The organism is Brevibacillus sp. NRS-1366 (assembly GCF_050467985.1).
The window spans coordinates 26,839-49,054 of record NZ_JBITPN010000010.1; the positions used below are offsets into that span (position 1 = coordinate 26,839).

At 49.2% G+C, this 22,216-nt stretch carries 23 protein-coding genes; 3 read left to right on the forward strand and 20 right to left on the reverse strand.

All coding sequences use genetic code 11. The features are described 5' to 3' along the window. The 4 genes from ACIFQN_RS04900 to ACIFQN_RS04915 form a co-directional block, all read right to left on the reverse strand. Complete coding sequence (locus tag ACIFQN_RS04900; RefSeq protein ID WP_429831921.1) at window positions 1-1,344, reverse strand: NfeD family protein; 1,344 nt, start codon at window positions 1,342-1,344, stop codon at window positions 1-3. A gap of 178 nt (window positions 1,345-1,522) precedes the next feature. Further along, the gene (locus ACIFQN_RS04905; protein WP_429831922.1) at window positions 1,523-1,969 is read right to left on the reverse strand and encodes a GatB/YqeY domain-containing protein; all 447 of its coding nucleotides are present in this window, start codon (window positions 1,967-1,969) and stop codon (window positions 1,523-1,525) included. A gap of 17 nt (window positions 1,970-1,986) precedes the next feature. Beyond that, complete coding sequence (gene rpsU, locus ACIFQN_RS04910; RefSeq protein ID WP_007727630.1) at window positions 1,987-2,160, reverse strand: 30S ribosomal protein S21; 174 nt, start codon at window positions 2,158-2,160, stop codon at window positions 1,987-1,989. Between the two features lie 113 nt (window positions 2,161-2,273). Further along, the gene (locus ACIFQN_RS04915; RefSeq protein ID WP_429831924.1) at window positions 2,274-2,597 is read right to left on the reverse strand and encodes a histidine triad nucleotide-binding protein; all 324 of its coding nucleotides are present in this window, start codon (window positions 2,595-2,597) and stop codon (window positions 2,274-2,276) included. Window positions 2,598-2,787: 190 nt separating this feature from the next. Here ACIFQN_RS04915 and ACIFQN_RS04920 point away from each other — a divergent pair, with 190 nt between their 5' ends. After that, window positions 2,788-4,170, forward strand: a complete 1,383-nt coding sequence (locus ACIFQN_RS04920) for a UDP-N-acetylmuramoyl-tripeptide--D-alanyl-D-alanine ligase (RefSeq protein ID WP_429831925.1) — start codon at window positions 2,788-2,790, stop codon at window positions 4,168-4,170. A 44-nt stretch (window positions 4,171-4,214) separates the two neighbouring features. Here ACIFQN_RS04920 and ACIFQN_RS04925 read toward each other — a convergent pair whose 3' ends face one another. The 3 genes from ACIFQN_RS04925 to ACIFQN_RS04935 all read right to left on the reverse strand — a co-directional run bounded on the left by ACIFQN_RS04925 (window position 4,215) and on the right by ACIFQN_RS04935 (window position 7,261). Then, a complete protein-coding gene (locus ACIFQN_RS04925) occupies window positions 4,215-4,781 on the reverse strand; it encodes a histidine phosphatase family protein (RefSeq protein WP_429831926.1) in 567 nt (188 codons plus the stop codon). 71 nt (window positions 4,782-4,852) lie between these two features. Continuing rightward, window positions 4,853-6,010, reverse strand: a complete 1,158-nt coding sequence (locus ACIFQN_RS04930) for a hypothetical protein (protein WP_429831927.1) — start codon at window positions 6,008-6,010, stop codon at window positions 4,853-4,855. A gap of 126 nt (window positions 6,011-6,136) precedes the next feature. After that, complete coding sequence (locus tag ACIFQN_RS04935) at window positions 6,137-7,261, reverse strand: D-alanine--D-alanine ligase (RefSeq protein ID WP_429832055.1); 1,125 nt, start codon at window positions 7,259-7,261, stop codon at window positions 6,137-6,139. Between the two features lie 238 nt (window positions 7,262-7,499). Between ACIFQN_RS04935 and ACIFQN_RS04940 the strand changes: the two genes are divergently transcribed. Next, window positions 7,500-7,991 carry a hypothetical protein gene (locus ACIFQN_RS04940; RefSeq protein WP_429831928.1) on the forward strand — a complete coding sequence of 164 codons (492 nt, stop codon included), beginning with the start codon at window positions 7,500-7,502 and terminating at the stop codon, window positions 7,989-7,991. Between the two features lie 159 nt (window positions 7,992-8,150). On the opposite strand, the gene ACIFQN_RS04945 is transcribed toward ACIFQN_RS04940, so the two are convergent. Next, window positions 8,151-9,446, reverse strand: coding sequence for a class I SAM-dependent rRNA methyltransferase (locus ACIFQN_RS04945; RefSeq protein ID WP_429831929.1), 1,296 nt, complete (start codon window positions 9,444-9,446; stop codon window positions 8,151-8,153). Window positions 9,447-9,660: 214 nt separating this feature from the next. Between ACIFQN_RS04945 and ACIFQN_RS04950 the strand changes: the two genes are divergently transcribed. Next, the gene (locus ACIFQN_RS04950) at window positions 9,661-10,605 is read left to right on the forward strand and encodes a Na/Pi cotransporter family protein (protein WP_429831930.1); all 945 of its coding nucleotides are present in this window, start codon (window positions 9,661-9,663) and stop codon (window positions 10,603-10,605) included. Between the two features lie 5 nt (window positions 10,606-10,610). On the opposite strand, the gene ACIFQN_RS04955 is transcribed toward ACIFQN_RS04950, so the two are convergent. The 12 genes from ACIFQN_RS04955 to hemW form a co-directional block, all read right to left on the reverse strand. Further along, window positions 10,611-11,276: an LrgB family protein gene (locus ACIFQN_RS04955; RefSeq protein WP_429831931.1), complete on the reverse strand. Its 666-nt coding sequence runs from the start codon at window positions 11,274-11,276 to the stop codon at window positions 10,611-10,613. Continuing rightward, a complete protein-coding gene (locus ACIFQN_RS04960; protein ID WP_429831932.1) occupies window positions 11,269-11,664 on the reverse strand; it encodes a CidA/LrgA family protein in 396 nt (131 codons plus the stop codon). The genes ACIFQN_RS04955 and ACIFQN_RS04960 overlap by 8 nt, the downstream gene beginning before the upstream one ends. Window positions 11,665-11,768: 104 nt before the next feature. Continuing rightward, a complete protein-coding gene (gene deoC / locus ACIFQN_RS04965) occupies window positions 11,769-12,434 on the reverse strand; it encodes a deoxyribose-phosphate aldolase (RefSeq protein WP_429831933.1) in 666 nt (221 codons plus the stop codon). A 3-nt stretch (window positions 12,435-12,437) separates the two neighbouring features. Beyond that, window positions 12,438-12,866, reverse strand: coding sequence for an NUDIX hydrolase (locus tag ACIFQN_RS04970; RefSeq protein ID WP_429831934.1), 429 nt, complete (start codon window positions 12,864-12,866; stop codon window positions 12,438-12,440). Continuing rightward, window positions 12,863-14,221 carry a tRNA (N(6)-L-threonylcarbamoyladenosine(37)-C(2))-methylthiotransferase MtaB gene (gene mtaB, locus ACIFQN_RS04975; RefSeq protein ID WP_429831935.1) on the reverse strand — a complete coding sequence of 453 codons (1,359 nt, stop codon included), beginning with the start codon at window positions 14,219-14,221 and terminating at the stop codon, window positions 12,863-12,865. The genes ACIFQN_RS04970 and mtaB overlap by 4 nt, the downstream gene beginning before the upstream one ends. Before the next feature lie 30 nt (window positions 14,222-14,251). Next, entirely contained in the window at window positions 14,252-15,004 is a 753-nt protein-coding gene (locus ACIFQN_RS04980) for a 16S rRNA (uracil(1498)-N(3))-methyltransferase (protein ID WP_429831936.1), read from the reverse strand. 18 nt (window positions 15,005-15,022) lie between these two features. Then, window positions 15,023-15,964 (reverse strand): 50S ribosomal protein L11 methyltransferase, encoded by a 942-nt coding sequence (gene prmA / locus ACIFQN_RS04985; protein WP_429831937.1) that lies wholly within the window; start codon window positions 15,962-15,964, stop codon window positions 15,023-15,025. 67 nt (window positions 15,965-16,031) lie between these two features. Beyond that, entirely contained in the window at window positions 16,032-17,162 is a 1,131-nt protein-coding gene (dnaJ, locus tag ACIFQN_RS04990) for a molecular chaperone DnaJ (RefSeq protein WP_429831938.1), read from the reverse strand. 154 nt (window positions 17,163-17,316) lie between these two features. Then, window positions 17,317-19,146, reverse strand: coding sequence for a molecular chaperone DnaK (gene dnaK, locus ACIFQN_RS04995; RefSeq protein WP_429831939.1), 1,830 nt, complete (start codon window positions 19,144-19,146; stop codon window positions 17,317-17,319). A 50-nt stretch (window positions 19,147-19,196) separates the two neighbouring features. Continuing rightward, window positions 19,197-19,739 carry a nucleotide exchange factor GrpE gene (gene grpE, locus ACIFQN_RS05000; protein WP_429831940.1) on the reverse strand — a complete coding sequence of 181 codons (543 nt, stop codon included), beginning with the start codon at window positions 19,737-19,739 and terminating at the stop codon, window positions 19,197-19,199. A 55-nt stretch (window positions 19,740-19,794) separates the two neighbouring features. Then, window positions 19,795-20,820, reverse strand: a complete 1,026-nt coding sequence (gene hrcA / locus ACIFQN_RS05005) for a heat-inducible transcriptional repressor HrcA (protein WP_429831941.1) — start codon at window positions 20,818-20,820, stop codon at window positions 19,795-19,797. Window positions 20,821-21,010: 190 nt separating this feature from the next. Further along, a complete protein-coding gene (hemW, locus tag ACIFQN_RS05010) occupies window positions 21,011-22,153 on the reverse strand; it encodes a radical SAM family heme chaperone HemW (protein ID WP_429831942.1) in 1,143 nt (380 codons plus the stop codon). Between the last annotated feature and the right edge of the window lie 63 nt (window positions 22,154-22,216).

Consider the following 22,216-nt stretch of genomic DNA (forward strand, 5'->3'; position numbering starts at 1 on the left):
TCACTCCTTTTGTTCTTGTTCAGCTACAACAACTCGCGTGCCTTCTACCTGCACCACGACAACCGCTGTACCTGCTGCGATAAATCCGCCGACAGAGACGGCGTCGACGCGATTACCCTCTAGCTTTACTACACCAGCAGGGCGCAGGGGAGTCAAAGCAATACCTGTTTTCCTATGCAGCCCACGCTGATCACGAGGTGCCACATATCCTTCCTCGTTGCGCTGTATGTCACCTAGAATAAACTTGTTAAACAAGCCCTTGACTCCATATCGTTTCACAAGCAGGAAAGTTACGATGGCTGTAATTAACGCTGCTACACCTAATGAGGCGAGTCCCTGCTGCGTATCGTAGGCAGCCATCACCAGACCGGTCACGATGCTGATGAAACCAATTGCACCAACGATTCCGCCTGGCAGAAAAATCTCGAGAATCATGAGTAAAATACCGATCACAAACAGGCCGATGTGGAGCCAGTTCGCAAAACCTGCTACGTAATGTCCAAAGAAATATAGACCAAACGAAACCAGGGATATCGTTCCTGCGACACCAAAACCAGGTGCAAACAGTTCGACCACGATCCCAACCAATCCGATAACCAAGAGGGCACTCATGACAAACGGGCTAGTGACAAAGCGTGCCACCTTTTCCCCGCCGGTAGGCTCAATGGCCTGCAGCGAGTCAGCCTGAATGCCGAGCTTAGCGAGCAGTTCTTCCTTTCCAGAGACGACCTCGTCGGCATAGCCCAGTTTCTTTGCTTGCTGGGCATCCAGTGACAGCACGGTTCCTTTTGGCTTCAAGCCCGGAAACTCAGTGTCGATTTCGACCATCGCCCTGGCCACTTCAGGGTTGCGTTTGTTCAGTTCGGCAGCTGCCTTCATTTTGTTGCTCCAACCGGAGATGAACTTAATATCGGCTGCATTCCCCGCTAAATCAATCGGCGTGGCAGCTCCCATGCTGCTTCCCGGAGTCATAATGATTTCATTTGCATTCAACGCGATATAGGTCCCAGCGGAGAATGCTTGGTTATCAATGTAAGCGATGACATGTATGGGAGATTGGCGGATCAACTGTCCGATCTGATCAGCAGCATTCACTTCGCCACCCGGCGTATTGATATGCAAGATGACAAGGTCTGCCTGCTGCTCCTGTGCTTCTGCAAAGGCTCTGTGCAAAAAGCTCTCCAATCCTCGCTCAATCGTGCTGTCTACAGGAATCCAGACCGCTTTGTGATAGGACTTTGCTGTCGTGGTGGGGGGAGAAAGAAACATCGTCAACCCCATCATCAGGCAGAGAAGCGAAAATAGCAAGCGCACTCGGCGTAAAGCTGGCCTTGTTGCATACATTGCATGTACCTCCTTTCCTCGTATCAGCTTCAACTTATGCCCTTTAAGGTATACGAAGGAAGGAGCAGATCGTTTCGCTTTTTTGACAATAAATCAAAGAAAGGCGAAAACAAAAAGAGAAACCCAACCTTCATCGGGTTGAGTTTCTCTGTTCGTATCTATATGAGGTGTTACTCGTCTACGATGGTAGTTCCTCAGATACAATCTTTTGCACGAGGTTTCCGTCTGCTCTGCCTTTCACTTTCGGCATGATCGCAGCCATTACCTTGCCCATCTCCTTTTTAGAGGTGGCATTGGTCGCTGCGATACCTTCCCGAACGATGTCGCGAATTTCATCATCGCTAAGCTGAGCGGGTAAGTAGGCGGAGAGCACGTCTATCTCTTCGCGCGATTTCGAGGCAAGTTCCACGCGGCCTGCCTTTTCAAATTCGTGGAGGGATTCACGGCGTTGTTTTAACTCACGAGTCAAGATGGTCAGCACTTCGTCGTCAGACAAAAGTCTGCCCTTGTTAATCTCTTCATTCTTTAACGCGGCTTTCACCATGCGAATAACAGAGAGTTTTAGAACAGCTCTGTCCTTCATTGCTTGCTTCATATCTTGATCGAGTCGCTCCATTACACTCATGATGGGCCCTCCGTCAATTAAAACTTGCGCTTACGAGCTGCTTCGGATTTCTTTTTACGCTTGATGCTAGGCTTCTCAAAGTGGCGACGTTTACGCAGTTCCGCCATCACCCCGGATTTTGCGCTTTCACGCTTAAAGCGGCGAAGTGCGCTATCCAAAGACTCGTTTTTCTTGACTCGAATTTCTGCCATTTGTCTTCCCTCCCTCCGCTAAAACCGTGGGACGCCTGAGTCGATCGTACGAACAGACTGTCACACTTCATTATAGGATACAGACCCAAAGAAGGTCAACCTTTACTTCATTTTTATTCGGTAAAGCCTGCCAAAAAGTGATAATGAATGTGGAATACTTCTTGTCCGCCTTCTTTTCCACAGTTATTAATCAAGCGAAATCCTTTGACGTTAAGCTTCCCTGCGAGTGTTTGCGCTACCTGATGAATATGACCAATCAATGGCAAATCTGCTTCCGTCACATCCATCAGTGTAGGGATCGGCTTACGTGGGATAATTAGTAGATGCACTGGCGCTTTTGGTGCTATATCGTGAATGACGATCACTTGCTCATCCTCATATTCCAGACGTGCTGGTATTTCACCCTCCATGATTCTCGTAAAAATGCTTTTTTCCATGGTAATGCCCCTTTCGTTTCTATTTGCGTAAGTGATGAACTGCCTATGTATGAAAAGATAGTATCATGATAGCGGACAGTCTCGGCGAAAACAATCCTTCTTGCGCCACTTTTGTCTTGCGGCTGGATCATGCGCGTGGTAGCATGACTTCGAGGTTGGATCGAAGCACAAGAAAAAGGAGTTCGTGGACATGATACCAATTGCACTGGAGCAGGCAGCGATTAAAGCAGAAGGGCTGGTCCTTGCTGGTCCCCCGAGACTTGCCTTATCGTCCGTTCACTTTGATACCCGACAGCTAACATCGGGGTCTTTGTTTGTGGCGCTAACGAGCGGTGAACGAGATGGACATGATTTTCTCCTGCAAGCGGTCGAAAAAGGAGCAGCTGCCGCGATTGTTTCAAACCAAGAGAAAATCCCTGCACAACTGCCAGAGGGTTTCGGGCTGATTCTCGTAAATGACACTCTGCGCGCTTTTCAAAAGCTGGCTGCCGCCTATCGCAAAGAATTTTCTCTCCCCCATATTGCAATCACCGGAAGTATCGGCAAAACGACCGTTAAGGACATCGTTGCTCACGTTTTAGAGAGCCAAGGTCCGGTATACAAAACGTACAAGAACTTAAACAATCATCTCGGAGTGCCCTTCTCCCTCCTTCAAGTAGAGGAAGAGCATCATGCGGCTGTTCTGGAGCTTGGAATGAACCACGCCGGAGAAATTGATCTCATCGCCTCCCTCGTCAAGCCACAGATCAGTGTCATTACGTTTATTGGAGAATCGCATCTGGAGTTCTTTGGCACGCGTGAAAAAATTGCTCTCGCCAAGGCTGAGCTGCTCCCACACACGGCTCCTGACGGCCTTGTGCTGTTGAACAAGGACTCGGAATATCTCCCAATGGTAGCTCACCTTTATCCAGGCGAGATCATGTATTACTCCGTTACTGAACCTGCCGATTTGTGGGCCGAGCATATCCAGCCTACGGATACTGGCACACGTTTTGATATTTGCTTCGCTTCAGGTGAGCGCTTCGCTGCTTTCATTCCTCTATTCGGTAAACATAGCGTGCTCAATGCGCTACCGGCTGTAGCCATTGCCAAACGGTTGGGAATGACCATGGAGCAAATCGCCGATGCATTAGCGACTACAAAGCTCTCCGCCATGCGTTTTGAACAGGTGAATTCCCGTCATGGCGCTCTCTACATCAGCGACGCCTACAATGCCAGCCCTACTTCGATGGAAGCCGCGATCCGCACATTCGCAGAACTGTTTCCAAGCCGCCAAAAGGTACTCGTCCTTGGTGACATGTATGAGATGGGACCAGAAAGCCAGGCAATGCATGCTCAGGTCGGCACGAATATCAATGAGCTGGCAAGCAGCTTTGAGCTGCTCGTGACAATCGGTGAGGACAGCCGCTATCTGCATGCTGCTTACGAAGGAGCCAAGCTCCATTTCACCACGAAAACAGAGGCCCTGGAAGCTCTACTGCCTCTGCGTGATGCGAGCCACGCCTTTTTGTTCAAGGCTTCCCGTGGGATGGAGCTGTGGACGATGCTGACTGATTTAGAGAACCACGAGTAAACAAGAAGACGCCACTCCCTTCCATAAAGGAGATGGCGTCTTTTTTACTTCTCCCACAGTCGTTCAACGCTAGTCAGTGTATTATTCTCGAAGCTCAGTTTGTAGATATCGGGTTTCGTCGTCTTTTTCCAAAAGGCAAAATCATATTGCTTGTCGTAATGATTCATAATGATCGTCATGATATTTCCGTGGATGCCTATCGCTAACTTTTTCCCCCGATGATTCTCCACTACTTCCCGCAGGGCTACTACCCCTCTGTTGCCAGCGACCGTGTTGGATTCTCCCCCAGGGTAGGCAAAGTCTGGATTGTCAAAAACCTTAGCTATTGCCTGTTCAAAATCGTCGAATGGATAGTCCCAAGCGGCTAAATCTCGCTCGCGAAACCTTGGCTCAATGATGATTTCGCATTTCTGTTGCCGGGCTGCCGCTTCGATCGTTTGCTTGGCGCGGGCATAATGACTGGAGATAAAAACGTCAATCTGCTCCGCTTCCAAGATTTCGGCTACTTTTCTCGCATCCTGCCACCCTTTTTCCGATAATCCTCTCGTCTCCTCCTGGTCAGGTGAAAAAGGCGATTCAGCGTGACGTACCATGTAAATTTGTGTAATCATTGTCTGCCACCTTTCCAACATACCGCTCTTTTTGAAATCTTCGCATTCAAGCAAGCTGGATGTTCATCGCTTTAGCGTTGCTCATATAAGCGGAATTCCTCATCAGCCTTGTCTGTCGAATAATGGGTAAAATGAGTGGAAGCCAGATCAGCGAAATAATAGGATTTACCATCCTTCGCCCAGCCGATCAGACGGAAATTATCAAAAGCATCCAAATAAGTACCCAACATCTTGCTATCTACTTGATCACCGAAAGGATGGCTGAACTTTGTCGGTTCTTTGAAAAAAAACAGTAACATATAAGCATCTCGGGAACTTGCTGCCCCCATGAAGAGTTCTTCAGCAGCAAATTGATGCCCAATTGGCGACCAAATGATCTTTTTCAGGTATGGAGGGAACCCGTTCATTTTCAGGACTATTTTTTTCCCCGTTTGCAAATCCAGAACGTATTGCTCCTGGCCTGTATTCATGTAACGATATCTCATGTCGCTTGAGTACGAAGGAAACGCGGTCATTTTGTGCTCGTACGTAAGGCCAGTCGGCAGGTCCAATTCCTTATACACTGTTTGGGTCTGATAAAACAGCTTTTTGGAATTGGGCGTCCAGTAAAACTTCTCTTCCGGGCCGAATAGATCCTGTTTCCAAGCGTATTGGTCATTCATTTTCACCTGAAAAGTAGGCAGGTGCTGCAGGTACAGATGGGCACTTCCCTTTGCATCGGAAGATTTTTCGTCTTTTCGGGTAAAAGCTATGTACTGTTCATCCGTTGAGACAGAAAAATCGAGAACAGGATACTGGGCAACCGTCGGGACGAGTACTGTCTTTTTGCCGTCAGCCAAAGTGAGCCTTACGATGCCTCCATTTTCACGGATGTAGAGCACGTCCTGCTTCGGGGACCATTTGGCGAAGCCAGACAATTGCGTCAGCTTTTTCGTCTGCATATCGTACAGGAATGGAATCGTTGGATCTGCCTTTGCGTATCCGATTCGCTCTCCGTACACAAATCTCCCCGTCGGTGATATGTTTGCGCGATGAATCAAAGGCATGTTGGTTTCGATTTTTTTGAGCTTGCCATCCGGAGTCGCTTGATAGATGACAACCGAGTCTGGCTGGCGGGGATCCGGTTTGGCAGGAGCAAAAGGAGCAGGGGCAGCTGTACCGATTTGGACCGGAAATAGGGATGTTAGCAAGGTAACCAGTAAGAATGAGGTCAGCAAGCGTCGTTTCATCGAGGGGCCTCCCAAAATGTATTCGATACAAAGACGCATCTTTCCAGCTTTTGGTTTCAATATTTTAAATAAAAATGAAAAAAAGGTGCCATCTCACAGCACCTTTTTACGTACAGTCTCTTCCAGCTATTCTAATTCTTCTGCATCTACGATGTTTCGTTGTTTGTCAGTATGGCGTTCAATACCCAATTGCACCAAACGATCGATCAGCTCGCTGTAGCTCACACCCGCTGCCTGGAAGAGCATCGGATACATGCTAAACGGCGTGAAGCCCGGCATCGTATTCACTTCATTGATGTACAGCTTATCGTTTTTCTCATCCCAGAAGAAATCAACACGGGAGAGGCCGGAGCCATCCAAAGCCTGGAAAGCCGTTTTGGCAACCTCGGAGATTTGCTCTGCTACATGCTCCGGGATCATCGCAGGGATGGATAATTCCGTACCTGCCCCTTTGTACTTCGCTTCGTAATCGTAAAATTCTTTCGCTGCTTTGATTTCTCCCACAACGGAAGTAATCAGCTCTTCGTTGCCAAGAACGCCAATTTCCAATTCCCGCGCCTCGACAAATTCTTCTACGATCAATCGGCGGTCAAACTTGGCAGCAAGCGCCAGAGCATGTGCCAGCTCTGTGCGGTTTTTCGCCTTGCTAATCCCTACACTCGATCCCATGTTGACTGGCTTCACAAAGCATGGATAACCCAGCTCACGCTCTATTTTGTCCATCACTTCATCTTGATTCTTTTCCCATTGCGAACGCAAAAGGCCCACATATTTGACTTGTGGCAAGCCTGTTTGGGCAAAGACCGTTTTCATCATCCATTTGTCCATTCCCACAGCAGAGGCCATTACGCCTGTTCCAACGTAGGGTAGGTTCGCCAGTTCGAGCATTCCCTGAATCGTCCCGTCCTCGCCATTCGGTCCATGAACGACAGGAAATATGACATCAACCTGCTGTCCAATGCCAAAAAGGGAAGCTGGTTTGCTCGCTGCAATCACTTCCTGTCCGTTGTCGCTACTCACTATGGATTTATCCCCCGGCATGAGGCGAAGCGCATCAATCTTCTCTGGCAACTGCCCTGCAACTGCCTCTCCTTTTACCCAAGAGCCATCGAGCTGTACATAAATCGGGGTAACCTCGTATCTATCTGCATTAACTGCCTTCATGATGGATAAGGCCGTCCGCAATGAAACCTCGTGCTCCGAGGATTTTCCTCCGTAAATAATACCTAGGCGAATCTTATCGTTTCCCATCTGTGCCATGCTCCCTTCATCTCCACGGACACACAAAAAAGTCTATCCAGTTTCGTTTTCTCTCCTATGTTATGCAAAAGCCCATTTATCTGCTCTATTATCGGGCTAAAGCTCGTCATTTAGCATACACAAACCTCAAGCCAAATACAAGAGACCCAAGAATCACCCAATGCCTCCCTTTATCATATCATAGTCAATAAACTTCCTGTCATGGAGCTACTTGGTTGGGGGACTGTCCATGAGAGATTATCTGCTGTTTTGTACGTATTGCTCCTCTTATACTTTGCTGCACAGCTTCGACAAAGATAGTGGGTCATTTTTGGGGGAGTATTCCCTTTTGCACAATGAGTACACCAGAGACAACATCGTGGTAAACAAGTTCTTGCTCGCCCACCTGGGTCATACCATCCGAACAATTCCCTCCCAGACAGATGACTACCGCGAAATTATTTGCAGCGCCTCTCACTTTTTGGAAGACGATATCGACAAGTACGTAGAAGAAAGTCAGGACAGAGCCAAATATCATGAGCGCGATCGCAAAAGCGAGCGCGAAATCGGACAGGTGCAATTGTATCTCATCGAACATCTGCTTTCCCACGAGCTGCAAATGTTGAGCCAGATACGGGCTGCTACCCCCGCAGAAGGACAAGTCATGCTAGGCAAAGAGCTTGGGATCAAACAGTCGCTTGAGCTTGTACGTCGCGTGATGAACGATAATCAGTTTGCGTAAACCATTCTAGACCCCGTTAGATTAAACGGGGTTTTTCTTTTGCACCCCCTCGAGTCGATTTCCACGGGAGGGTATGATTATAGAGGGGTCGGTCCATTCACCATCGTTTACACACAAAAAAAAGCGCCTTTTTCTAGGCGCTTTTTCTTGAACGACAAACTATCGACGATCCCGCACCTCAAAAATGGCAAACTTGAGGTAATGCGCTTCGTCTGCACCACTGATTTGGGGATGGTCTTTCCCTGCCCCACGCCATTCGATCAGGCGCAGGATTTTCTTGGCGTCCACTGCTGCTTCTTGAATCGTTTCCAAGAACAGCTCGGGCGACATATGATACGAGCACGAAGCCGTAACCAGAAAGCCGCCTGGCCGCACCAGCTTCATCCCATGCAGGTTGATGTCCTTATAGCCGCGGCAAGCCCCTTTTACGGCTCCACGTGATTTTGCAAAAGCTGGCGGATCCAAAATAACGACATCCCAGCTTTTCCCGGCCTCCACGTTTTCACGTAAATAATCGAAGGCATTAGCTACCACGAAATCGACCCGATGCAAAAAGCCGTTCAGCGTAATATTGCGTTTTGCCGTCTCAATCGCATGCTCCGAGATATCCAAGGCTGTTACTTTCTTGGCACCGTGCTTGCACGCGTTCAATGTGAAGGAGCCTGTATGGGTAAAGCACTCCAACACCTCGGCTCCATCCCAAAACGGATTTTTGACGACCTTTCCCCGCTTGTCTACGGGTACCAGCTTTTGTTCACCGTCTGCCTCCATATTTGAGAGTGTAATGCCATGCTTTTCTCCCCAGCCCTTCATGAGCGGTGCGATGGAGGCACGGTTTTCCCGTTGATCATAGAAAAAGCCTGTCTTTTGTCCCTCAACAATATCCACGAAGTATTTGAGCCCGTTCTCCTCAATCATCACTTCACGCGGACATTCGCCGTAAAGCACTTCTTTGCTTTGGGTCAAGCCCTCCAGCTCCCTCACAGGGACATCATTTCGCAGATAGATTCCCGTCGGTTGGAACACCTCTACCAGTGCATCGCGTATCCATGTGATGCGTTGCTCCATGCCTAAGGAAAGAACCTGGACGACTAAAATATCTTCATAGCGATCCACGATCAAGCCCGGCAAAAAGTCGGCTTCACCGTACACCACCCGGCATGCCCGTGGGTTGTCTACAAACCGAGTGCGAAACTCACTGGCTTGTCTGATTTTGCGCAGGAAAAAATCATAGTCAATCGCTTCTTTGGGATCGTAGCTCAAAATGCGTACAATCATTTGCGAAGCGGGATTAATATACCCTTTAGCAAGGAAATGGCCTTTATGATTAGCTACCTCGACGATTTCTCCCGGTTCCACGTCTCCTTGAATTTCCAGTACTTCCGATTTGAAAATCCAGGGATGCCCTGTTTCCAAACGCTTTTTCCGATGTTGATTCAATAATACCTTTACCATGCTGTTGTTCCTCCTCTATTCTGGCTTTTCACTGCTGTCCTTGTATGGCGAGTACGAGTCATTTGTCATGCCTGCCCCTGTACAGGCATAGCGTTATAGTATCTCTTATTAGAAAGGGAGCTCGGCTTTGCTCACGAGTGGCGAGCATTGATAACGCGCAATTTTTGGTCACCACCCAAGTTTTTTACCCTCTAAAGAAGGAGGATCCATAGTAGTGATAGTCTCCATCCTCGCACCATTTACGTTCGGACTCAGTTTCTTTCTTTTCGGTATGTATGCCATGCGGACTGGCTTCCAAAATCTCGCTGGCAAAAAAATGGAAGAGTGGATGTCCCGATTCACTCGAACTCCGGTCCATAGCTTTTGGATTGGACTCTTAACCACATTCGTCTTGCAGAGCTCCAGTGCCGTGACGGTGCTGACGATCGGACTGACCAATGCCGGATTGATTCAGTTTACACAAACGGTAGGGATTATCCTTGGGACCAATTTGGGTACCACCGTTACAACCGAGCTGATCGCACTCAAGCTGGAATCATTCGCCATCCCGATGCTCCTGATTGGAGTGGCGCTGTGGCTGATGCCCAGACGAAACATTCGCTGTATCGGTCTCGTAGTGGCTGGTTTCGGACTCATCTTCCTCGGGATCGACACCATGAAGATCATGGCGAAGCCTCTGGAGCAATCAGAGACTTTTCGTTCCCTCTTTTTGGAAAGCAGTCATTCTATCTGGGTCGGGCTCATCACTGGCATTATTTTTACTGCTCTGATCCACAGCGGTTCTGCCACAACGGTCATTACCATGGGCTTATTAAGCCACCAAATATTATCGATGGAGACAGCCCTCGCAATCGTCTTGGGTGCCAATGTCGGTACATGCTTTACTGCAGTCATCGCCAGTATAGGAACGAATACAGCCTCCAAGCAAGTGGCCTGGTGCCACACCTTGTTTAACGTAGCAGGCGCGCTTGTGTTTTTACCCATTCTCTCCCAGCTTGCCCTGGTTAGCGCCTTTTTAACGGACAATCCTTCGATGCAGATCGCTCACTCGCAAACCATTTTCAATCTGGTCTGCTCACTCGCCGCCCTGCCTTTCGCTTCGCAGATTGCCCGCTTCATTCAATGGCTCATTCCGGATAAACGAAAGACACGCACATAAACACGTTACAACGTAAACGGAATCAGATAGAGAGAGGTGACGACGCCGGCGACAATCATCGCCATACTGGAAGCTGCCGTTTGGACAGGAGATACTCGATTCAAGCTGGCAGTACCAATGGCATGGGCACTCGTACCGACAGCAATCCCGATAGCCCAATCATCCTTGATCCCTCCCCATTTAAGAACAGGACGGGCGATCAAGACACCGATCATTCCTGTAAGTGCAGTGAAAAAGGCTGCTAGGGCAGGGACCCCGCCTATGGAGCGAGCGAGTTCCAAAGCGATCGGAGTCGTCACTGATTTGCTGAGCATGCTCCTCATCAGCGCCTCATCTGATCCGATGCACCAATGAATCAAGTAGACTGTGAAAAGAGCAACTGCGCAACCTGCACAAATACCGAGCAGCACACCTCGCCAAATGTGCGCGAACTCTCTGATTTGTTTAGCCAAAGGAACAGCGAGAGCTACCGTAGCTGGTCCCAGCCAAAAGGAAATCCACCTGCCTCCTGCAGAAAATGCCTCCCAGTCACCACTAAGCACCCACCACAAGATCCAGACCAAAATGACCGCTACGATTAAAGGCTGAAAGCGGGGAAAGCGGGATGAGATTGTCGAAGCCCCCTTGTAGCCTACGAGTGTAACCAGGATTGCAAACAGTTGACTAAGCATCGAGAGCCTTCCCTTCTTGCTTCACAGACGGCTCTGCTTTTTGCCGATGACGTTTTAAATACCACTGCACCACTCGACCCGTCACCAGCATGACAACCATCGGACCGAGGATCAGCGATAACAAAATCGGCCAAGGATCTTGGGAAATCAGCTTCATGTAAGAGGCAACCCCAACAATGATCGGCACAAAGAACAACATCATATGCCGCACAAGAAAAGAACTCGCTTGTTCAACCCAATCCATCCGAATCCATCCCATGCATAGACCCAGCGTCAACAACAGCATTCCCAGCAGGTTGCCTGGCAACGGTATATGCAGCCATTCGCTTGCCAGCATTCCTGCTCCATAAAAGATGAGCAAGACTACGATCCCCCTAATGAGCCTCATTGCTGCCCCCCCTCTCGCTAACTCCTATCGAATCTCTCTATTTTGTTCATCCGTACAGGAAGGAAAAAAGCCCGGCCTATTCTTGGCCAGGCTTTTCATCCCTACTAGTATCCGTTTCCTGCCGGGTTTGCTCCTGTTACGATTGCCACACCGGAGCTTGTTCCGATACGGCTGGCACCGGCTTCAATCATCGCAAGTGCCGCCGCGCCGTCGCGCACTCCACCGGATGCTTTTACACCTACGTTTGCGCCAACTGTTTTTCGCATCAAGGCGATGTCTTCCACAGTTGCTCCACCTGGTCCAAAACCGGTGGAGGTTTTCACGTAGTCTGCACCTGCTTCGACGCAGAGCTTGCATGCCATTTCTTTTTCTTCGTCGGTCAACAGACCTGTCTCCAGGATTACTTTCAGTAATACATTACCTGCTGCCTTTTTGACAGCCGCTACATCTTCCCTTACTGTGTCCAGATCGCTGGATTTCAAGGCGCCTACATTGAGCACCATGTCAACCTCTGTCGCTCCACTTACAACTGCGTCACGTGTTTCCGCAGCCTTTACTGCGGATGTGCTCGCCCCCAGAGGAAAACCGATCACCGTGCATACTTTCACATCTGTTCCTGCCAAGAGTTCAGCGGACCGCTTCACCCAGTAAGGATTTACGCACACAGATGCAAAATCATGCTCTTTTGCCTCAGCACACAGCTTGTCAATCATCGCTTGCGTCGCCTCAGGCTTCAATAGAGTGTGATCAATATATTTATTCATTTTCATGAATTACACCTCAATCCCTAATTGTTGGAAGGCAAGGCGAAAAATATGATCATTGTTGCGGTATCCCCGTTGAAGCTGCAACGTCCAAGCCTCGGCAGCAGTGTGCCAGTGAACATCGTTGATTTCCTCGAGTTGCACAGTAATTTCAGTGTTGTATGCTTCAACCAAATAATAATGAACTTCCTTGTCTACGGTCTCTCCTGTAACTGGATGATGATATTCATACGTAATCATGTCCAGCTTTTTATCCAGACGACCAGCGACTCCGGTCTCTTCCAGCACTTCTCGCAGCGCCGTTTCCTCAATCGTCTCTCCTAGCTCCTGTTTTCCCTTTGCGAGCGTAACCTTGCCATAGCGGTCTTCGATCAACAGGAGCATGTACTCTGAATCCTGCTCGCGGTACACTACGCCTCCAGCCGAAATTTCCTTCATATTGCCCGCTCCTTCAAGTAAGGCAGCATATCGTTTTCTACCACGCGGACAAAGGTCCCTTTGCAGTACTCTGAGCCCGGCTCGTCGAGACGCACTTTGCAGATTTTTCCAATCATGCTTTCATCACCGGAGAAAATCACGTTCAGGTAGTTGTCGGAGTAACCCATCAAAAGACCGCTTTCTGGCGCATCTTTAAACGGACGTTCGGGAATAACTTCCAGTACTTCGCCTACGAATTGCTTGGAGTAGGTCATAGTCAGCTCTTGGTTGAGCTCCAAGAGTTTCGTCACGCGACGATGCTTCTCTTCTTCCGGAATTTGATCAGTCATACGGGCAGCCGGTGTACCGGTTCGCATGGAGTAAGGGAATACATGCAGCTCGGCAAAGCCGATTTTTTTGATAAACTCATAGCCATTCATGAACTGTTCTTCTGTTTCACCAGGGAAGCCAACGATTACGTCTGTCGTAATGGCAGCGCCAGGCAATGCTTCGCGAACTTTGACCATACGCTCGTAGAATTCAGCTGTTGTATACTTGCGGCGCATGCGTTTCAGCACATCGTCATCACCAGCTTGAAGCGGTACATGCAAATGGCGCACGACAAGGTCTGAGTTATTGATGACCTCAATCACTTCATCGGTAATCTGGCTCGCTTCGATAGAGCTGATCCGGATACGTTTGAGTCCTTCTACTTGATGCAGGTCAACCAAAAGCTTGGCGAGGTTGTAATCCTCCAGGTCTTCGCCGTATCCACCGGTATGAATCCCTGTCAGAACGATTTCCAAATACCCTGCTTCTACCAGCTTTTGTGCTTGCTCCACAACACTTTCCGGCTTGCGGGAGCGCATCAGACCACGCGCCCACGGAATAATGCAGAAAGTGCAGAAGTTGTTGCAGCCTTCTTGAATTTTAAGAGAAGCACGTGTCCGGTCCGTAAAGTTCGGAACGTCCAGCTCCTCAAATTCACGGGCTTTCATGATGTTTCCAACTGCATTGATCGGTGTACGCTCTTGGCGAATTTGATCAACGTACCGGGTCAGCTTCTCGCGTCCTTGGGTCCCGACGACAATATCCACTCCCGGGATTTGCGCAATCTCGCTTGGAGAGGTTTGTGCATAGCAGCCCGTTACAGCGACTATCGCCTCCGGATTGCGGCGGATCGCACGACGAATCACCTGACGACTCTTTTTATCACCTGTATTGGTAACGGTACACGTGTTAATGACGTACACATCTGCCGTGTCCTGCTCAAAGTCGACCCTCTCATATCCGTCCGCTTTGAACAGTTGCCAAATGGCCTCTGTCTCATAGCTGTTTACTTTGCAACCTAATGTATGAAAAGCAACGGTAGACATTGCGATTCCTCCTTTCGTTCCCGCAAAACTTTAGCGAAGTGATGGTCCTTTTCTTTCAAACTGATAGGAAGCGCAGGCCAGAATATACTGGCTGGCTGTCTCGGTACGCAAAATACGTGGTCCGAGTGAGACAGTAAGAAACCCCATCCCCTCCGCTTGTGCTACTTCGTCCGCAGAAAATCCCCCTTCTGGTCCAACTAGCACGAGCAAGGAATCATCTGCGGACATATCCTCCAGCACCTGATGAAGCGTGGTGCTGCCTTCTTTTTCATAAGCGATGGCACATCGTGTATACCCTTTTGCTGCTTGCAGTGCTTCCCGAAAGGAAACAGGGGGCAAAAGCTGTGGCAAAACTGCGCGATGTGACTGCTCAGCCGCTTCTTTGACAATTTTACGCCAACGCTCCAGCTTTTTAGCCTCTTTTTTTGCATCTAGTTTCACAATGGTGCGCTCGGAAGAAAACGGAAAAAAGGAGTACGCCCCGAGTTCCGTCCCCTTTTGCAAGATCCACTCCATCTTCTCGCCCTTCGGCAGCCCTTGTCCAATCGTTACGCGAATCGGCAGTTCCCGCTCCTCTACGAGCATTTCCACAACTGACGCCTTCACTTCCTTTGGAGAAAGGAGGACAAGCTTGGCTCTGGCCGATTGACCTGTTCCATTAGAAACGAGAATTTCTTCGCCTACGCGAGCCCGCATCACGTTTACGATATGGTGAACGTCGTCTCCGTGAATGGTTACCTCATGTTCGGTAAAGAGATGTGGCGGGGTAAAGTATCGTTGCATCTCGCCAACCTCACTATTCTACTGTTTTTTTGCAACAATTGCTACCCAGTCATCAATGAAAATGGTTTCCACGATATCCAGTCCGGAAGCTGTCAGAGCCGCTTTTACGTCAGTGGCTCGAGCTTCGATGATCCCCGATGCAATAAAGGTACCACCTGGCACAAGCACCCGGAATACATCGTCCGTAAAGCGCAGAATCACTTCCGCGAGAATGTTGGCAATCACCACTTCGACCTGCTCTTCGATGCCATCCAGCAGGTTGTTCTGTCGCACGAGGATGTGTTCGTGCACTCCATTCAACTCCGTATTGGCCTCCGCGGAACGGACTGCCACCTCATCCAAATCCATAGCGAGCACGTCTCTTGCACCCAGCTTGACGGCCGCAATGCTTAAAATCGCTGTTCCTGTTCCTACGTCATAGACACGATCGCCTTTTACCAAGTACTTTTCCAGTGCACGCAGACAGAGAATCGTCGTCGGGTGCGTTCCGGTGCCAAAAGCCATACCCGGGTCCATCTCAATAATAAACTCATCTGCTTGCCTGGGCTCGTACTCTTCCCATACTGGCTTAATCGTCATACGCTCCGAGACATGAACCGGCTTGTAATATTTTTTCCAGGCGTGGGCCCATTCGTCTTCATGTACATCGTTAACAGCAATCGTCGCTTTACCGATGTCCAGGCCGTACTCCGTCAGCTGCGCCAATTGCTCTTTCAGCTCTTCTACCACATCAAGCAGTTCACTGCTGTCAACTGGCAGGTATGCTTTGACGAATACGCCCTCGGCCGGAAAATCATCAGGAGAAAGCTGGTAGATTTCACCAAACGGCGTATCCCACTCACGATAAAGCACCTCCGGGTCCTCAATCACGACACCATTGGCACCCATTTCATACAAGAGGTTGGACACCGCCTCCGTAGCCTCGGCTGTTGTATGGATACTAATTTCTGACCATTTCACGAATCTACCACTCCCCACATAAGCTCCCTAACGGGCTTTTCATCAAGCAAGCGGACAAATCCGCGACTTATTCGCCGCGGAATGCCCGTTTCATTTTCTCGAAAAAGCTTTCATCTTCTCCGCCGTGCTGCCCCGGCTTTTCACCAGACAATTCGGCAAGCTCACGCAAGAGCTCTCTTTGTTTGTCGGAGAGCTTTGTCGGAGTAATCACACGCACTTTTACATGCTGATCACCACGACCGCTTCCACGAAGATGCGGCACACCTTTGCCGCGCAAACGGAAGAATGTTTCTGTTTGCGTCCCTGCTGGTATCTTCAACTTCACACGACCATCGACCGTCGGTACTTCGATCTCGTCCCCGAGCGCTGCTTGTGCGTAGGTCAAAGGAACCTCGCAGTAAATATCATTTCCTTCGCGCTCAAAAAACTCGTGGCTCTTCACGCGCAGGACGACATACAAGTCACCTGGAGGTCCACCGTTTGCTCCCGGTTCACCTTCGCCGGAAACACGCAGTTGTGCTCCGTCATCCACACCTGCTGGAATGTTGAGGTGGATTTTGCGGCGTACTTTGACGCGTCCGCTGCCTCGGCAGGAGGAACATTTTTCTTTGAAGACTTTCCCTTTACCTTCGCAAGTCGTACAAACGCGACGGTTAACAATTCGGCCAAACGGCGTATTTGCTGCAACTTCCTGCTGACCTGTCCCATTACATGTTTTACACGTGTCCACACCTGTACCCGGTTTTGCACCTGAGCCAAGACAAGTATCGCACTCAGCTTCTTTCGGAATTTCCACATCGGTTTCTTTCCCGAAAACAGCATCTGTAAAATCAATACTCAGCCCAAATTGTAGGTCGGCACCTTTTCGTGGTGCATTTGGGTTCGCACGTCTGCCACCGCCACCGAAGAACATGTCAAAAATGTCTCCGAAGCCGCCCATACCCGAGGCGTCAAAACCACCGCCTCCGCCAAATCCTTGATTCGGGTCTTGGTGACCAAAGCGATCGTATTGTGCCCGCTTTTGCGGTTCGGACAGAACGTCATACGCTTCCTTTACTTCTTTGAACTTTTCTTCCGCATCAGCGGCTTTATTTACATCCGGATGGTACTGACGAGCCAGCTTGCGGTACGCTTTTTTGATTTCCTCAGCGTCCGCATCCTTGGCGACTCCCAGTACATCGTAGAAATCGCGTTTCATCTCCTAAATCACTCCCATGACAGTCAACTGTTATCATAGCATGTGACAGACTTGAAAAAAAGTCAAAGTCAGCATTTAAGTGACTTTGACTTTCATGGGTCACATCGTGGGGAGCGAGGGAAGGAATCCCCTCCCTCGCCAATTCCAACCGTGATTACTTTTTGTCGTCTACCACTTCATAGTCAGCGTCTACAACGTTGTCCTTCTTCGCTTCTTGACCTTCTGCTGTGCCTTGGGCATTTTGCGCAGCTTGGGCAGCCTGCTCATACAGCTTCACAGAAATTTGTTGAATGATCTCGGACAATTCGTCTTTCGCAGACTTGATTTCCTCGATATTGCCGCCTTCCAGCGCCTTTTTCACTTTTTCCTTGGCTTCGCCCGCACGGTCGATTTCCGCTTGGTCCACTTTGCCTTCCACTTCTTTGAGTGTTTTCTCGGTAGTGAATACGAGTTGGTCAGCTTCGTTACGAACTTCTACTTGCTCTTTGCGCTCTTTGTCAGCTTCAGCATTCAGCTCTGCTTCTTTTACCATGCGATCGATTTCGTCGTCGGAAAGACCAGAGTTGGATGTGATCGTGATACGCTGCTCTTTTCCAGTACCCAGGTCTTTCGCGCGGACATTCACGATACCATTGGCATCCAGGTCGAAAGAAACTTCGATTTGCGGGATGCCGCGTGGTGCTGGCGGAATATCGGACAAGGTGAAGCGTCCGAGCGATTTGTTGTCATTCGCCATTTGACGCTCGCCTTGCAGCACGTGAATTTCAACGGATGTCTGATTGTCAGCTGCAGTCGAGAACACTTGGGATTTGCTTGTTGGGATAGTCGTATTGCGATCAATCAGCTTGGTGAATACGCCACCCAATGTTTCGATACCGAGGGAGAGTGGAGTTACGTCCAGAAGAACGACGTCCTTCACATCACCAGTCAGTACACCTGCTTGAACAGCAGCACCCAGAGCTACTACTTCATCCGGGTTAACCCCTTTGTGAGGCTCTTTGCCAGTAAATTTCTTGATTGCTTCTTGTACAGCCGGAATCCGAGTGGAACCACCGACTAGGATTACCCGGTTCAGTTCGCTTGGAGTCAGACCTGCATCTTTCAGCGCTTGACGAGTTGGTCCCATCGTACGCTCAACCAGATCAGCAGTCAGCTCTTCGAATTTAGCGCGAGTCAGGTTCATCTCCAAGTGTTTTGGTCCAGTTGCATCTGCTGTAATGAACGGCAGCGAGATGGTTGTAGTCAATACGCCGGAGAGGTCTTTTTTCGCTTTTTCAGCAGCGTCTTTCAAGCGTTGCTGCGCCATGCGATCTTTGGACAGATCGATGCCGTGTTCTTTTTTGAACTCGCTCACGAGGTAATCCATTACGACTTGGTCAAAATCGTCTCCACCCAGTTTGTTGTCACCAGAGGTTGCTTTTACTTCGAAGAAGCCTTCGGACAATTCGAGAATGGATACGTCGAATGTACCTCCGCCCAAGTCAAATACGAGAACGGTTTGGTCTTCGGTTTTCTCCATACCGTATGCAAGTGCTGCTGCGGTTGGTTCATTCACGATACGCAATACTTCCAAACCAGCAATTTTACCAGCGTCTTTGGTCGCTTGGCGTTGGCTGTCGTTGAAGTACGCAGGAACCGTAATCACTGCCTGCGTCACTGGTTGACCCAGATAGCTTTCCGCATCAGCCTTCAGCTTTTGCAGGATCATAGCCGAGAGCTGCTCTGGCGTGTAAGGGTTGCCTTCCAATGTTTCTTTATGAGTAGAACCCATGTGGCGCTTGATGGAGATTACGGTATTGTCTGGGTTTGTAATTGCCTGGCGCTTTGCAGCTTCCCCGACAATACGCTCCCCGTTTTTGAATGCCACCACGGATGGTGTCGTACGGTTTCCTTCTGCGTTGGCAATAACGACCGGCTCTCCGCCTTCCATTACTGCTACACAAGAGTTAGTTGTTCCAAGGTCAATCCCAATTACGCGACTCATACAATATGTCCTCCTAACACTTCACTGTCTGGTAAAGTTATTAATGAAAATTATTCGTTTACTTGAACCATCGCCGGACGAACGACGCGGTCTTTAAAAATGTACCCTTTTTGCAGTTCACCGACTACAATGCCCGAATCAAAATTCGGATCCTGTGTCTGCATGACCGCTTGATGGAAATGGGGATCAAAAGGCTGACCCTGTGCTTCAATGGTATTCAAACCTTCTTTTTGAAAAACTTGCACCATCTGACGGTATACCATGTCTACACCAGTCAACAGTGATTCTACTGTCATGGATTCCTTGTCAGCAGCAAGTGCGCGCTCGAAGTTGTCAAGAATCGGCAAGAGTTCTTCCACAATTTTTTGGGAAGCGTACTTGGCTTGATCTTCTTGCTCCTTGCGCACGCGTCTTCTGAGGTTATCCATGTCAGCCATGGCACGCAGCATCCGGTTCTGGTGTTCCTCTGCCTGGGCCTTCCACTGGGCTGCTTCTTGTTCCCAGTTTACTTCAGCCGCTTCCTGCTGCTCGCTCGCTTCAGTCGTTTGCCCCTCTTCGGCAGACAAATCTTTCGTCCATTTTTCGTCGCTCAAGTCGATACCTCCTGCGGCTCTTCTCCGGCTATAGGCCGGTAGCCATTCACTCCATTTATTTCTCAAACTGCGAAGTCAGCATGCGCGATAAGCCTTCCGCCAAATAGTTGAGCACGGTAATGACCCTGCTGTATTCCATTCGCGTCGGCCCAAGTATCCCCACCATCCCCACCGGTTTTCCGCCAAGTGAGTAGGACGTCGTGATAATACTGCATTGCTTGATCGCGTCTAGCTGGTTTTCTTGTCCGATGCGCACCGTCAGCCCATCCGCTGGCATCCCGAACAGATGAAGCAACTGATCGTTTTGTTCCAAGAGCTCCAAAATATCCTTTACCTTGTCAACATCCCGGAATTCAGGCTGATTCATGATCTTGGTCGCACCGCGAAGGTACACACGCTCCTCTTCTTGTGTCAGGGATTGATCGAGGACGCGCAGCATTTCCTCGTACTGTTCCGCGTGACGGCGCATTTCACCTGAGATCTCTTGGTATAGACGTTGCCGTAATTGCCATAGGGGCACATCGGAAAGTCTGCTGTTCAAAAGATTGACCAGGCGTTCGATTTCGCCAGAGCCAATTCCCTCTGGCAAATCAATTAGCTTGTTTTCCACGCGGCCGGTATGTGTCACCACAATCGCCACTGCCTGTTGTTCGCTGAGAGGAACGATTTGTATATGTTTTAACCGATGCTCAAATATCTCTGGCCCCAGTACAATCGCTGTATAGTTCGTCAACTGGGAAAGAATCTGGGCAGTGTATTCTACCACTTGCTCGGAATGCAGAATACGTTCGGCAAACAACTGTTTCAGTTTACCCAATTCGCCTTCCTCCAAAAGATGCGGCTGAATCAGGTTGTCGACGTAAAAACGATACCCTTTGGTAGAAGGAACTCGTCCCGCCGACGTATGGGGTTGCTCTAAGTATCCCAGCTCTTCCAAGTCGGACATCTCGTTGCGTATCGTCGCCGAAGAAAAACCGATGCCCTCCCGTTTAGAAATGGTGCGGGAGCCAACAGGTTCGGCTGAATGAATGTAATTATCGACGATCGCATTAAGAATCAATTGTTGACGGTCTGATAACATGGATGTCGCTCGCCTCCCTGTTGTAAAACGTCTGTTGGACTTTTTTGTTCAGTAATTCGCCTTGTTAGCACTCATACCTAGCGAGTGCTAAATCTATTTACTAAGGTATCAATAGTAGAAGGATTTGTCAACGGACTTGAGCGAGATACAAGGTCAAAATGAAACAAATTTCGCCAGTTTGATGCAAGAACTAGCGCAAAAAGCGCGCAAATACCTCATTTCCAAGAGGCAGTCCCTGTTTCGTCAGCTTCAGGAAGCCATCCTGTTCTTGCAGCATTCCTTTGGCAATCTCTTCTTTTACTATCGTCCCAAATACATCGTGTACAGATACACCGAAGCGATTTTCAAAACGAGAAAGATCGACACCTTCGCGCAGACGTAAACCCAAAATCATCTGTTCCTCCATCGCATCCTCACACGGTACCGCAAACTGCTCCACTCGCGGCAGCCCTTCTTTGCACTTTTGCATGTAGATCGCCAACGGTCCAGCATTCACGTGTCTTTCCCCGCGTACATACCCGTGGGCCCCCGCACCCAAACCATAGTATTCATCATTGAGCCAATAGGTTTTATTATGTTTGCTCTCAAAGCCCGATTTGGCAAAATTACTGATTTCATACTGCTGATAACCGTGCTTCTCCATCTCCTCAATCAAAATCAGATACATGGAGAGCTCAGCATCTTCAGATGGCAACGGGAGCTGATCTTTTTGGTAGAGAGTGTGGAACAGTGTATTTTCTTCTACCTTCAAACTATAGGCAGAGAAATGCGTTGTTCCCAGGTCAAATGCCTTGGCCAGGGTCTCGCGAAAAATCTCTACAGTCTGATCCGGCAGACCAAACATCAGATCAATGCTCACATTATCAAAGCCTACCTCTTTGGCATTAGCGATGCTGCGGTAAACGTCGTCGCGATCATGAATACGCCCCAGTCGTTTCAACAGGGCATTATCAAAGGACTGCACCCCAAAGCTTAGCCTGTTGACACCCATTTCGCGCATGATTTTTAGCTTTTCCACGTCGGTCGTCCCTGGATTTGCCTCCATCGTAAACTCTATATCAGAGGTCCAGTACTTGCCCAACTGCTTTTGGACCGTCTGCAAAAATGTCCGCATTTGGTCATGATCGAGAAAGGTCGGTGTCCCTCCGCCGACAAAGATCGTTTTTACCTGCCGGGCAGGCTGCTGGCTAAAGGTCAGCTCCATCTCCCGCTTCAACGCTTCGAGATAATCCCAGATAAGCTGGGAATTATTCGTCACAAACGAGTTGAAGTCACAGTAATAGCATTTGTTTGTACAAAAGGGAATGTGGATGTAAACCGATTGTGGCATCATGTCCCTTCCCCTCCTTTTATTCGAGATTCGACAACCAGAATGGAAAAGACCTGACACGAGGTC

What these genes read in the sequence shown, in the direction of transcription:
- ACIFQN_RS04905 (WP_429831922.1), bottom strand. Translation starts at nt 1,969, where the DNA reads ATGAGTGTAATGGAGCGACTCGATCAAGATATGAAGCAAGCAATGAAG.
- deoC (WP_429831933.1), bottom strand. Translation starts at nt 12,434, where the DNA reads ATGAAAATGAATAAATATATTGATCACACTCTATTGAAGCCTGAGGCG.
- ACIFQN_RS04935 (WP_429832055.1), bottom strand. Translation starts at nt 7,261, where the DNA reads ATGGGAAACGATAAGATTCGCCTAGGTATTATTTACGGAGGAAAATCC.
- ACIFQN_RS04960 (WP_429831932.1), bottom strand. Translation starts at nt 11,664, where the DNA reads ATGAGGCTCATTAGGGGGATCGTAGTCTTGCTCATCTTTTATGGAGCA.
- dnaJ (WP_429831938.1), bottom strand. Translation starts at nt 17,162, where the DNA reads ATGAAACGCGATTTCTACGATGTACTGGGAGTCGCCAAGGATGCGGAC.
- hrcA (WP_429831941.1), bottom strand. Translation starts at nt 20,820, where the DNA reads ATGTTATCAGACCGTCAACAATTGATTCTTAATGCGATCGTCGATAAT.
- ACIFQN_RS04930 (WP_429831927.1), bottom strand. Translation starts at nt 6,010, where the DNA reads ATGAAACGACGCTTGCTGACCTCATTCTTACTGGTTACCTTGCTAACA.
- ACIFQN_RS04970 (WP_429831934.1), bottom strand. Translation starts at nt 12,866, where the DNA reads ATGAAGGAAATTTCGGCTGGAGGCGTAGTGTACCGCGAGCAGGATTCA.
- mtaB (WP_429831935.1), bottom strand. Translation starts at nt 14,221, where the DNA reads ATGTCTACCGTTGCTTTTCATACATTAGGTTGCAAAGTAAACAGCTAT.
- ACIFQN_RS04955 (WP_429831931.1), bottom strand. Translation starts at nt 11,276, where the DNA reads ATGCTTAGTCAACTGTTTGCAATCCTGGTTACACTCGTAGGCTACAAG.
- hemW (WP_429831942.1), bottom strand. Translation starts at nt 22,153, where the DNA reads ATGATGCCACAATCGGTTTACATCCACATTCCCTTTTGTACAAACAAA.
- ACIFQN_RS04915 (WP_429831924.1), bottom strand. Translation starts at nt 2,597, where the DNA reads ATGGAAAAAAGCATTTTTACGAGAATCATGGAGGGTGAAATACCAGCA.
- ACIFQN_RS04920 (WP_429831925.1), top strand. Translation starts at nt 2,788, where the DNA reads ATGATACCAATTGCACTGGAGCAGGCAGCGATTAAAGCAGAAGGGCTG.
- ACIFQN_RS04945 (WP_429831929.1), bottom strand. Translation starts at nt 9,446, where the DNA reads ATGGTAAAGGTATTATTGAATCAACATCGGAAAAAGCGTTTGGAAACA.
- ACIFQN_RS04900 (WP_429831921.1), bottom strand. Translation starts at nt 1,344, where the DNA reads ATGTATGCAACAAGGCCAGCTTTACGCCGAGTGCGCTTGCTATTTTCG.
- ACIFQN_RS04940 (WP_429831928.1), top strand. Translation starts at nt 7,500, where the DNA reads ATGAGAGATTATCTGCTGTTTTGTACGTATTGCTCCTCTTATACTTTG.
- ACIFQN_RS04980 (WP_429831936.1), bottom strand. Translation starts at nt 15,004, where the DNA reads ATGCAACGATACTTTACCCCGCCACATCTCTTTACCGAACATGAGGTA.
- ACIFQN_RS04925 (WP_429831926.1), bottom strand. Translation starts at nt 4,781, where the DNA reads ATGATTACACAAATTTACATGGTACGTCACGCTGAATCGCCTTTTTCA.
- rpsU (WP_007727630.1), bottom strand. Translation starts at nt 2,160, where the DNA reads ATGGCAGAAATTCGAGTCAAGAAAAACGAGTCTTTGGATAGCGCACTT.
- dnaK (WP_429831939.1), bottom strand. Translation starts at nt 19,146, where the DNA reads ATGAGTCGCGTAATTGGGATTGACCTTGGAACAACTAACTCTTGTGTA.